Below are 11765 nucleotides of genomic sequence, written 5' to 3' on the forward strand. Positions count from 1 at the left end.
TCACTGCAAAAAACTCCTGCCGTATGAAAATGTATGATGAAAAACACATTAAAAATGTCGTGCTCATTGGCGCTGCCAAGAGCGGCAAAACCACGCTGGCCGAGGACATGCTGTTCGAGGCCGGCATCATCAGTAAGCGCGGTTCCGTGGAGGAGCGGAACACGGTGTCCGATTATCATGAAGTGGAGCATGAGCGGGGCAATTCCGTATACGCCACCACGTTGCACACGGAATGGAGGGATTATAAGATCAATATCATAGACACCCCCGGGCTGGAGGACTTTGCCGGTGAAGTGGTATCGTCCATCCGTGTGTGCGACACCGCGGTATTGCTGCTGCACGCCTACAACGGCGTGGAAGTGGGCACGGAGCTTATCTGGGACTATGTGGACCGCTATAACAAACCCACCATCCTGGCGGTAAACCACCTTGATCATGAAAACGCCAACTATCACCAGGCGCTGGACCAGGCAAGGGGGTTTTTAGGCCACGCTGTGACCATTATGCAGTATCCCGTGAACCAGGGGACGGGTTTTAACGCCATCATCGACCTGTTGAAAATGACCATGTACCGCTTCCCCGCGGGAGGCGGCAAACCTGAAAAACTGCCCATCCCGGAGGAGGAGCGGGAGCAGGCTGATAACCTGCACAATGTACTCGTGGAAAAGGCGGCGGAAAACGATGACGCCCTGATGGAGCTGTTTTTTGAAAAAGGCAGCCTGGATGAGGACGAACTGCGGCTGGGCCTCAAGATCGGGATGATGAAACACCAGGTGTTCCCCGTCTTCTGCCTTTGCGCCAAAAAGAACATGGGCAGCGGCCGTATGATGGGATTTATAGACAACGTAGCCCCTTCCGCCGTGGAAATGCCGCCCGAACTCTCCGAAGAAGGCAAAGAAGTGCCTTGTAACCCCGAAGGACTCACCTGCCTTTTTGTATTCAAAACATTGCTGGAACCGCATATCGGGAAATTGTCCTTTTTTAAAGTACTGAGCGGCGAAGTAAAAGCCGGGCAGGAGCTGTACAATGAAAAAGGCAACACCACCGAAAGGCTCAACCAGCTGTTTATCACCGATGGTAAAAACAGGCAGCCCGTAGAGCGCCTGCGCTCCGGTGACATTGGCTGTACCCTCAAACTGAAGAACACTTTCACCAATCATACCCTCAACGAAAAGAATTTCACCGCGCAGATCGAGCCGATTCATTTCCCGCCGCCGAAAGTGCGGGTGGCCATCTTAGCTAAAAACAAAGGCGATGATGAGAAATTAAGTGAAGTGCTCGCGGAGATTCATATGGAAGATCCCACATTGGAAATAGAATTCAACCGGGAACTGAAGCAGGTGATACTCCACGGCATGGGTGACCTGCACCTGGCCGTTACCCGGTGGCGGCTGGAACATATCTACAACATGGAGGTGGATTACCTGCCAGCGCGCATCCCATACCGGGAAACCATCCAGAAACCGGCCATGGCCAGCTACCGGCACAAAAAACAATCCGGCGGCGCGGGGCAGTTTGGCGAGGTGTACATGAAAATAGAACCCTATTACGACGGCATGCCGGTAAGCAAGGAATGGCCCGTGCGCGATACGGAAGAGATCGCGCTGAACTGGGGCGGAAAGCTGGTGTTCAACAACTGCATCGTGGGCGGCGCGATAGACACGCGTTTCCTTCCTTCCATTCTCAAAGGGGTGATGGAAAAAATGCAGGAAGGCCCGCTCACCGGCTCTTACGTGCGCGATGTGCGTGTAACCGTGTACGATGGCAAAATGCACCCGGTAGACAGTAATGATATTTCCTTCAAAATAGCCGGCATGATGGCTTTCCGTGAAGCCTTCCACCAGGCCGCGCCACAACTGCTGGAGCCCGTGTACGACCTGGAAGCCAGCGCTCCGGACGTGATGATGGGCGACATCATGAGCGAACTGCAAACCCACCGTAGCGTCATCACGGGTATGGACAGCGGCACTTCCAGCCAGGTGATCAAAGCCCGCACCCCGCAGGCCGAGCTGGATAGATTATACGCCGCCCTTCGTAACGTGACGCAGGGCAAGGCAAAAGTAAAAGCGGTATTTGCCGAATACGCGCCGGTACCCGCGGACGTACAAAAGAAACTGAGTGAAGATTATAAAAAGGTGGAGCAGCAGAACGGGACGCATTAATGTATGCCATTGCTTCCTAATATTGCCTGCCCCAGCTCTCCCTGTCCAGCGTTCTGTACTGGATGGCTTCGGCGATATGGCCGGGCGAGATGTCCGTAGCGCCGTCAAGGTCCGCGATGGTGCGGCTTACTTTGATGATCCGTTCGTATGCGCGCGCGGAGAGTTGTAATTTTTTCATCGCCAGTGAAAGCAGGTCCCGTGCATCCGGCGGCAGGCGGCAGTAGTGATGGAGTTGCCTGGCGTTCATCTGGGCGTTGGAATAGATGGAAGTTTGCTGCGCAAATCTCTCCCATTGTATGGCTCTTGCGGCAATCACCCTTTCCCTGATCTGGCTGCTGGTTTCGGCCGGCAGGTTCCTGGAAAATGCCGCGGGGCTTACCGGTACAACTTCAATATGCAGATCGATCCTGTCCAGCAGCGGGCCTGATATCCTGTTCAGGTATTTTTGCACCACGCCCGGCATACAGGTGCATTTTTTTTCAGGATGATTAAAGAAGCCGCAGGGGCAGGGATTCATTGATGCCACCAGCATAAAAGTAGCGGGAAACTCAGCGGAACTTCGTGCCCGCGAGATCGTTACTTTTCTTTCTTCCATGGGCTGGCGTAATACTTCCAGCACGGATCTTTTGTATTCAGGTAATTCATCCAGGAAAAGCACACCGTTCTGCGCAAGCGATATTTCCCCGGGCTGCGGTATGCTGCCTCCTCCCACCATGGCCATGTCGCTCATGGTATGATGCGGTGACCGGAACGGGCGCATGGTAATAATGCCTGTGTCATCTTTTAATTTGCCTGCCACGGAATGTATGCGGGTGGTTTCCAGCGCTTCTTCAAGGCTTAATGGCGGCAGTATGGTGGGCAGCCTTTTGGCCAGCATTGTTTTTCCCGCACCGGGCGGCCCGATCAGGATGATGTTATGCCCGCCCGCCGCCGCGATTTCCATCGCCCGTTTGATGGCTCCCTGGCCTTTTACTTCGGAAAAATCAAACTCCCCGGGATAACCTGGTTCGAACGGCAGCGGTTCCATGGGCGATACATCCGCATTCCCCTGCAAAAACGCCAGCACCTCACCGATACTTTGCATTCCGAACACCTCCAACCCCTCCACGATCGCAGCTTCGCGCGCATTCTGCATGGGCAGTATGATGCCGCTGAATCCTTCTTTTTTGGCCTGCATCGCCATCGGCAATATCCCTCGGATCGGCCTCAGCGCCCCATCCAGCGACAGCTCGCCCATAATGATGTAATCATGCGGAGGGCGTTTAAATGTGACCTGTTTAGATGCGGCAATGATCCCCAGTGCAATGGGAAGGTCGTACGCGGAGCCCGCTTTGCGGATGCCCGCCGGCGCCATGTTTACCACCGTGCGGAGGCGTGGCATTTTATAGCCGATGTTTTTGATCACCGTTTCTATGCGGAATTCGCTTTCTTTTACCGCATTGTCCGGCAGGCCCACAAGACAGAAACGCGTGCCCTGGCCGACATTAACTTCGATGGTAATGGTAATGGCTTCCACGCCGTGTATGGCGCTGCCAAAGATTTTGACGAGCATGGGACAAACAATGGTTGTTACCTTCCGAAGATAAGGGAATTTTTATTTCATGTTCGCCAGCAACTCAATTACTTTTTCTTTCCGGAGGATCAAATACCCGATCTTTTCTTTTGCGATACCATCTCTCAGCTCGTAAGTGAAATGCAGGTTGTCGTCTATCACTTCCGACTGGAAATATTTGAAAATGATCTGGTCTTCCCCCTGCAGCTCTTCAGCGATCTCGTATAGATGCGTGGAGAGGATGTAAAGGCAGCGGTGATTGTTCAGCAACCCGCGTATTACTGCAAGGGAACAGTTCTTGGCGTCTTCCACATTCGTGCCTTTAAACATTTCATCGATCAGTATCAGCCAGTTTTTGCCGTCGCTGATCTTGATGATCGTGTTTTTGATACGCTGCACTTCGTTGTAGAAATAACTTTCTCCTTTGAAGATATTATCCTTCACGTCGATGTTGCTGAGGATGCCGTGGAAGAAACTCAGGCACATGTGCTGCGCGGGCACGCCCATGCCCAGGTGCGCGAGGAACACGGAAATGCCCACCGCTTTGATGAACGTGGTTTTGCCCGCCATGTTCGCCCCGGTGAGGAAAGTAAAATGACGGTGCGGGTCCATGGCCACGTCGTATGCCACGGGCTGCGGAAGTATCAGGTGGTACAATTGTTTGATCTCGAAATACGGTTTCCCTTCTTCGGAGAACACGGGGAAGTTGAGTTTAAAATGCCGGATGGCCATAGCCATGCTGTGATACGCGTCCAGGCGGGTGTAGAGCTCGGTCAGTTCCCAGAGTACTTTTTTATGTTTTTTGCGGATCTGTTTGTCATAACGGAGTATCTGCACAAAGTTCAGCGTGCCGTTTTCGCGCATGGCCACGATGTCGTTGAACTCTCGCTGGTTGATCAGTACGCGCGCTCTTTCCAGCAGCAGTCGCAGGTTCAGGGGCGCTTCCACGGAGAGGAAAGTGTCGGTGAGGGATTTAAAACCGGTGATCAGGTTCAGCAGCTGGTCGAAGGAGAATTTGATGAACCCGAAGTCCGGTGCGTAAATAGTTTTGGTGATCAGTGCATTCACGTAGAGGAGCGGGCCTTCGGAAGTGGAGATGGGCTCTATTTCGGCATTGAGATAATTTTCCACTACCACAATGGTGCCGTTCGTGATCATCGGCGGCCAGGTATCTTCTTTTTCCAGCAGGTACTGCAGCATCTGCTGGCGGTTGTGAATGGCGTCTATGTCTTTCAGTGGGCTGCCGAAAAGCGTACGCAGGTATTCCCTTCCGCCCGAGGTAGTGGTGAAATCCAGCTTATGGAACAGGGAGTATTCGTCTTCGCGGTTAAAGATCGACAGGTCGAGGTAGGTTGTTTTATCCAGCTCCATGCGCAGAATTTTTGGTGAATTTACAGTGAAAGATGTTAAGGTGAAAGATGCGGGGACGGGAATTTTCCATAAATGACAAAGGCCGGGAACCTGAGATTCCCGGCCTTTGAAGATTATTGACAATGATCTTATGCGTTGAATAACAGCCGTTGCCCCAGCTGGTTTTCGTTGAACGTGCCGTTTTCGTAAGCAAGATGCCCGTTCACGAAGGTATGGGTCACCGCCGCGGGGAAGGTATGGCCTTCAAACGGGCTCCATCCGCAATGGTAATGGATGTTGGATTTGTCCACCGTAGTGCTGGCGGCAAGGTCCACTATCACGCAGTCCGCATGATACCCTTCGCGGAGATATCCTCTTTCGCGGATGCGGAAACAGTCAGCGGGGGCGTGGCTCATTTTCTGTACCATCTTTTCGATGGAGAAACGGCCGGCCTTCACCTGCTCCAGCATCATCAGCAGGCTGTGCTGTACCAGCGGCACGCCGGAGGGCGCCTGGAGGTATGCCTGTTGTTTTTCGTCCCAGGTATGGGGCGCATGGTCCGTGGCGATGATGTCCAGCTTGTCGTCCAGCAGGCCCTGCCAAAGCGCTTCGCGGTGGTGCGGGGCTTTGATGGCGGGATTACATTTGATCAGGTTGCCGTATTTCGTATAGTCATCCGCGGTGAACCAGAGGTGATGCACGCATACTTCCGCCGTGATCCTTTTTTCTTTCAGCGGCAGCAGGTTGCTGAACAGCTGCAGTTCCTTTTCGGTGGAGATGTGCAGGATGTGCAGGCGGGAATTGTGTTTCATGGCAAACTGCACGGCTACCAGCGAAGATTCAAAACAGGCTTCTTCGTTGCGGATCAGCGGGTGATCGGCCGCCGAGAGGTTGTCTCCTTTTTCCTGTTTGTATTTTTCCATATTGGCGCGGATGATCTTTTCATCCTCGCAATGGGTGGCGATCAGCAGTTCCGTTTCGGAGAATATTTTTTCGAGGGTGAGGAAATTGTCCACCAGCATATTGCCGGTAGAAGAACCCATGAATATCTTAACGCCGGCTACGCGGTCTTTTTTGGCATTGGTCTTCAGCACTTCCTCCGCGTTGTCGTTCGACACGCCCATAAAAAAGGAGTAGTTCGCCAGCGAGGTACGCGCGCCGATGTCGTATTTGTCTTCCAGTCTTTCCTGGGTAACGGCTTCGGGTTTGGTATTGGGCATTTCCATGAAGCTGGTGGTGCCCCCGGCCACGGCGGCACGGGCTTCGGAATGAATGTTGGCCTTGTGGGTAAGGCCCGGCTCGCGGAAGTGCACCTGGTCGTCTATCACGCCCGGCAGCAGGTATTTGCCCTCGCCGTTGATCTCTGTCCCGGTTTCGCCGATCTGCGCCGCGATCTTTTCAATACGGCCATTGCGCAGCAGTACGTCCTGCACGCTGGTAACGCCTTCGTTTACGACGGATATATTTTTGATGATGACATTTTGCATGTCGCAAAGGTAAAACTTTTACCCCTGAAGATGAATGGAAAACACGATCATGCGGGAATTGAGCTGGTCTATTACATTGGAGTAACGGAGGTTCGGATCTTTTACATGTACGTCGTTCAGGCCGTTGCTGATCTTAAATTCAGGGGTGAAGATGAAGGAGGGGAAATAAAATTCAAACCCCGCGCCGATCTCGTAACCATAGGTGGTTTTATTGATCTTTACGAGGTCTTCAGCCAGGCGTACGCTTTTGTTCGAAGCGAGGTCATGGTCCAGCTTCATACCGGCAATGGTGTACACGCGCATGTTGCCGATGCGGTCCGATTTAAATTTTATCTGGAGCGGGAAACTCACCACGATGGATTCCACTTTCTTTTCGGTGGACCGGTCCGGGTAGTTTTCGCGGAAATAAAGATTTTTGTTGGCAAAAAAGAGCTGCGGGTTAAAACGCAGGTCGAAGCGGTTGCTGAGGCGGAGATTTGCCAGGAGTCCGAGATTAAAACCGACTGTTTTCAATGGCTCTGCCACCATGATGGAATCCTGGTGGAGGAAGAGGTCTGAATGGGAAAGCCTGAAATAAGACTGGTTCGCAGCCAGGGTGATGCCGAAGTAATAGGGTTTGCGGTCGTGCTCCTCCATGTTCATTTGCGCTTTGGCAGATATGGTGCTCAACAGGAGGAACAATGCCCCCGTTAGCGGGTAGCGCAATAAATGGAACATATGCCGAAGGTTAGCGTTTTGCATGTAACAGCCTGGAAGCCAACTTTGTGTAAAATATCGCACATTGCCTGGCCCTGGGGGAACGCCTTTACGGATTCAGGCAGGTAGCTGTAAGCTGCCTGGCTCCGGGCTATCCATTTCCCTATCAGGGGTGTAATGTAGCGAAAATAAAAATTATATAACTGCTTCACGGGCGTTTTGGTGGGGTTGGAAAACTCCAGTATCACCGCTTTACCCCCGGGTTTGAGCACCCTGCACATTTCCGCCAGCCCCTTTTCCAGGTTTTCAAAATTCCGGACGCCGAATGCCGCCGTTATGGCATCAAACGTTGCATCGGGGAAACTTATTGTCTCGCTGTCTCCCTGCTGGAGGGTGATAACGCCGTCCAGGCCCGCTTTGGCGACTTTTTCGCGGCCCAGGGTCAGCATTCCTTCGGAGATATCTATGCCGGTGATCTTTTCCGGTTTCAGCATATGGTGGGCCATAATAGCCACATCGCCGGTGCCGGTGGCTACGTCCAGGAGGGTTTTGGGTTGCAGGGGCGCCAGCAGTTTAAGGGCCTTTTTACGCCACTGCACGTCCACTCCCAGGCTCATAAAATGGTTCAGGAAATCGTATCTGCCCGCAATATCGTCGAACATGTGGGCTATCTGCTCCTTCTTGCTTAATTTTGACCCTTCAAAAGGAACCACTTTCTGTACATCGTTGCTCGCCATAGTGGGGCAAAGGTAACAGAAGGGCCGCAAAATGGGAAAATTATGGTGATCAAATCTGCTGAATACCTCATCAGTAACGTGGACTGGCAAAAGTGCCCTCCGCCGGACATGCCGGAATATGCTTTTATTGGCCGGTCCAACGTGGGCAAGAGCAGCCTGATCAATATGCTGATGAATCATGACAAGCTCGCCAAAACCTCGGGCACTCCGGGCAAAACACAGCTGATCAATCATTTCCTGATCAATAAAAGCTGGTATATCGTGGATTTACCGGGGTATGGATTTGCGAAAGTGTCTCAAAGCCAGCGTCGCAGCTGGGAGCAGATGATCGAAAATTACCTGAGAAAGCGGACGAACCTGGTGAATGTATTTGTACTCATAGACAGCCGGCATACCCCTCAGAAGATAGATATCGAGTTCGTTAACCAGCTGGGAGAATGGCAGGTGCCGTTTCAACTGGTTTTTACAAAGGCAGACAAAAGTACACAGCTGGAAACCAGCCGTAATGTAAAGGCATTTCTGAACAAACTCCGTGAAACCTGGCAATTTCTGCCTGCCAACTACGTTACGTCCACCGTCAAAAAAACCGGCCGGGATAAGATCCTGGAGTTTATAGACGAAATGAACGGCCGTTTTCAGCGCATCGCCTAATTCACGATCTTGTTCGCGCAGGAGCTGCTGGCGAATGCTTCAGGCTTCGCTTTGAAAGCAAACCCCATCCCGAGGATGTAACCCATCGCTTCCCTGAGCGCCAGGTTGCTTTTGAACTGGGGATTGGTGTTGATGTCCGCATGCACCTCCATGTCCACGTCATATTCGGTGAACAGGTCGCATAATTCATACGCGATCTCGATGCTTTTGGCAACTTCTACCAGCATTCTTTCTTTGATGGAATAAACGTCCCGCGTTTTTTCGTTGTGGATGAACATGAACCCGCCGTGGCCTTCACGCAGGAACACGATTACGGTGGCAAATTCCGTTTCAAGCCCTTTTACCTGTGAGTCTGTTCCGATACAGACCTTTAAACGGTGGCCAAGGCCGGTCTCCCGGACGATGGCGTGCCGCACCTCCTCCTTAATGGGCAACTGAATAGGTTCGCCGTTGAATCTTCTCCATTTCATGGGTTGTAAGTTTTGAACGGTAAAGCGTATACGAATGCCTGTCTGTTGGGTCTTTGGCCGGGGGCTAACAGGATGTATGAAGTATTGTCCGAATATACGACTTTTTACTGCAGTGAGTGTTACCGCAATATGAAGGGAGAAGTTTGGGGAAATCGTGTGGATTAGTACTGGCCGGTGCTCAGCAATACCAGCGTACAGGCAGGCTGCGCCTTGATGCCGTTGGCTTCCGCCAGCTGGATCAGCTCGGGGTTTTCAGTGCCCGGGTTGAAGATGATACGTTTGGGTTTCAGGCTCAGGATGTAATCGTAATACTCCTGCTGCCGGAGCGGGTTCAGGTATAACGTGACGGTATCTACGCCTTCCGTTTGCGGATGCTCCGCCGTAATGGGCGTGTCCCCGATATTCCCGTCCCGCTGGCCGATGGCTACCACCGGGTGACCATGTGCTCTCAGCCGGGTAACGGCCAGGTAACTGTAGCGTTCGGGATGGGGCGAAGCGCCAAGTACAACGGTCAGTTTAGGTGTATTTGCCATGATTCAGGTATTGATTCCGGTAGTGGTGGCTCAAAAGTTATACCATGATGGGATATATGACATTGTTGCATTGCAACGGCATGGATGGCATGTTTCCCGCTGCTTTGGATCAAAAACCAATTCATGGTGGTAATATCTGCCGGCAGCCCTCTGGGAGGGCATTTGGCGAAAGGTCGACGGACCTTAACACGGGCGTTTTATTCGCCGGGGGCGGCTCAAAACAGGTGATACGTCTTCCGGGGCAGCTCCCCACGATCTGTTGCATCGCTTCCTGCAAATGCGGGTATTTGAAAGCGAACCCCGCCCGCGTGATACGCGTGGGCAATACCCACCGGCTTTTCAGCAGCAGCTCCGTTTCCGTGCCGATCATCGCTGCGCCGACCGCCAGCATCCAGGCGGGCGCGGGCAGCCCAAAACGATGACCCGCCGTTTTGCGCAGCGTGGCCATAAATTCATGATTGTCCACCGGGTTAGGAGCGGAACAGTTATACGTGCCCTCACATTCCGGGTGATGATACAGCCACTCCATCATCCGCGCCACGTCCATGATATGCACCCAGCTGTATTTCTGTTTCCCGTTGCCCTGGTGGCCGCCCAGCCCGAATTTCACCAGGTTCAGGTAAGGGTTCATCACGCCGCCTTTACCCAGCGTCACCGCTATTCGCAGTATCACCTTGCGGGTATGCGGAAGGTTGATTTTGTTAAAAGCCTGTTCCCATTTTTTACATACCTGTACGGAAAAGTCATTTTCGATCTCCCCGTCGAATTCATCCATCGGCCTGTCTTCCGCATGGCGGTAAATGGTGGCGGAGCCGGCATTGATCCAGAGTGCCGGAGGCTGTTTAAGCCCCTTTATGGCTTCGCCGAGCGCATGGGTGCTCTCTGTCCGGCTGGCGAATATTTCGGCTTTATTGGCCTCGGTATAGCGGCAATTCACGCTTTTGCCGGAGAGGTTCACGAGCAGGTCCGCGCCTTCGAGGAATGCTGTCCAGGGGCCTGTGCTGCGCCCATCCCATTGTACGTAAACCGCATCCGGATGTGCGGCCCCGTTCAGCCCGCCCGGGTTACGGGTAAGGATAATGATCTCATTGCTGTGCCCGAAATAATCCGCCAGCCCGGCGCCTAAAAAACCGCTTCCTCCGGCCAGTACGATCTTTTTGTTTTTCATGTCGGTAATGTTATTGAACTTTCAGTAAAAATTGAAATATATAGGTATAGGGATATTGAAGATATTCCGGGAGTGATTTACCTCAGCGGATCACCTTCAGCAGGGTGCTGTAAAACCAGTGTTCTTCCGATTTGATAAAGGCGTTGAGCGCGGCATCCGTCTGGTGCGCGAACTTCTGGATGTTCTGGATGGTTTCCCGGAAAGCTTTTACGTGTTTGTCTTTCTGGTCGCCTTCTACTTTATTGAGTTGGAGCAGTACTTTGAGGATCGGGTCCAGTTCGCGTTTTTTCCTTTCGCGGGCGATAGCGGTGCCTGCTTTCCAGATATCTTTCTCCGCGATAAAAAACTCTTTTCTTTCGCCGGGCACCAATACTTTTTCCACGATGCCCCAGTTCATCAGTTCCCGTACGTTCATGTTGGCATTGCCGCGGGAAATGTCCAGTGCTTCCATGATCTCTTCCGCGCTCAGGGGTTCGGGGGCGATGAGGAGCAGGGCGTGGATCTGGGCCATGGTGCGGTTCACGCCCCATTGTGCGCCCAGGAGACCCCACGCCTGGATGAATTGTGCTTTGGCTTCTGGCAATTTCATATTCCAAAGCTATACAATGTTTTTGAACTTTCAAAAGTTATTGAAATATATTTAGACTACCATAACAGCAGGCCGGGGTAGGCCAGGGAGGCGGGAAAAAACGGTCTAACAGTATTGTAACTGTATCCTAACCGTATTAATACAGTATTAAAACAGTAACAGTATTGTAACCGTATCCAAACAGTATTGATACGGCAAGGTAAAAGCGTTCTAACAGCATAGTAAAGGCGTTCCTGAAGGTAGTGTCTTGTCCTGAAAAAACTTTACAGTGGGGTATTTTGTCCTGGCAGGACTTTACAGTCGATGATTTTATCCTGCTGGAGGTTTACAGGGGTTGTCAATAATACGGATTTGGATTGACATAAAAGCG

11 protein-coding genes are annotated in these 11765 nt (G+C 52.2%); 2 read left to right on the plus strand and 9 right to left on the minus strand.

The window, feature by feature from the left end; genetic code table 11:
* Positions 1 to 23 precede the first annotated feature (23 nt).
* Complete coding sequence (locus EG028_RS21585; protein WP_120518407.1) at positions 24 to 2162, plus strand: elongation factor G; 2139 nt, start codon at positions 24 to 26, stop codon at positions 2160 to 2162.
* Positions 2163 to 2178: 16 nt separating this feature from the next.
* Here EG028_RS21585 and EG028_RS21590 read toward each other — a convergent pair whose 3' ends face one another.
* The 5 genes from EG028_RS21590 to ubiE form a co-directional block, all read right to left on the minus strand.
* On the minus strand, positions 2179 to 3714 hold the full coding sequence (locus EG028_RS21590) for a YifB family Mg chelatase-like AAA ATPase (RefSeq protein ID WP_120518408.1): 1536 nt from the start codon (positions 3712 to 3714) through the stop codon (positions 2179 to 2181).
* Between the two features lie 42 nt (positions 3715 to 3756).
* On the minus strand, positions 3757 to 5085 hold the full coding sequence (locus EG028_RS21595; RefSeq protein ID WP_120518409.1) for a MutS-related protein: 1329 nt from the start codon (positions 5083 to 5085) through the stop codon (positions 3757 to 3759).
* A 128-nt stretch (positions 5086 to 5213) separates the two neighbouring features.
* A complete protein-coding gene (locus EG028_RS21600) occupies positions 5214 to 6551 on the minus strand; it encodes a dihydroorotase (protein ID WP_120518410.1) in 1338 nt (445 codons plus the stop codon).
* A gap of 18 nt (positions 6552 to 6569) precedes the next feature.
* Entirely contained in the window at positions 6570 to 7268 is a 699-nt protein-coding gene (gene porT, locus EG028_RS21605) for a type IX secretion/gliding motility protein PorT/SprT (RefSeq protein WP_241559191.1), read from the minus strand.
* On the minus strand, positions 7241 to 7984 hold the full coding sequence (gene ubiE, locus EG028_RS21610) for a bifunctional demethylmenaquinone methyltransferase/2-methoxy-6-polyprenyl-1,4-benzoquinol methylase UbiE (protein WP_120518411.1): 744 nt from the start codon (positions 7982 to 7984) through the stop codon (positions 7241 to 7243). The genes porT and ubiE overlap by 28 nt, the downstream gene beginning before the upstream one ends.
* A 42-nt stretch (positions 7985 to 8026) precedes the next feature.
* On the opposite strand from ubiE, the gene yihA reads away from it, so the two are divergent.
* Complete coding sequence (yihA, locus tag EG028_RS21615; RefSeq protein ID WP_120518412.1) at positions 8027 to 8635, plus strand: ribosome biogenesis GTP-binding protein YihA/YsxC; 609 nt, start codon at positions 8027 to 8029, stop codon at positions 8633 to 8635.
* On the opposite strand, the gene EG028_RS21620 is transcribed toward yihA, so the two are convergent.
* From EG028_RS21620 to EG028_RS21635, 4 genes are all read right to left on the minus strand, one after another.
* On the minus strand, positions 8632 to 9105 hold the full coding sequence (locus tag EG028_RS21620) for a ribonuclease H-like YkuK family protein (RefSeq protein ID WP_120518413.1): 474 nt from the start codon (positions 9103 to 9105) through the stop codon (positions 8632 to 8634). The two genes, yihA and EG028_RS21620, sit on opposite strands and share 4 nt — an antisense overlap.
* A gap of 161 nt (positions 9106 to 9266) precedes the next feature.
* Positions 9267 to 9638, minus strand: a complete 372-nt coding sequence (locus tag EG028_RS21625) for a CoA-binding protein (protein ID WP_120518414.1) — start codon at positions 9636 to 9638, stop codon at positions 9267 to 9269.
* A 121-nt stretch (positions 9639 to 9759) separates the two neighbouring features.
* A complete protein-coding gene (locus EG028_RS21630; RefSeq protein WP_120518415.1) occupies positions 9760 to 10806 on the minus strand; it encodes a TIGR01777 family oxidoreductase in 1047 nt (348 codons plus the stop codon).
* Between the two features lie 82 nt (positions 10807 to 10888).
* Positions 10889 to 11395 (minus strand): GbsR/MarR family transcriptional regulator, encoded by a 507-nt coding sequence (locus EG028_RS21635; RefSeq protein WP_120518416.1) that lies wholly within the window; start codon positions 11393 to 11395, stop codon positions 10889 to 10891.
* Positions 11396 to 11765: the final 370 nt, after the last annotated feature.

Source organism: Chitinophaga barathri, assembly GCF_003807585.1.
GTDB classification, from domain to species: domain Bacteria; phylum Bacteroidota; class Bacteroidia; order Chitinophagales; family Chitinophagaceae; genus Chitinophaga; species Chitinophaga barathri.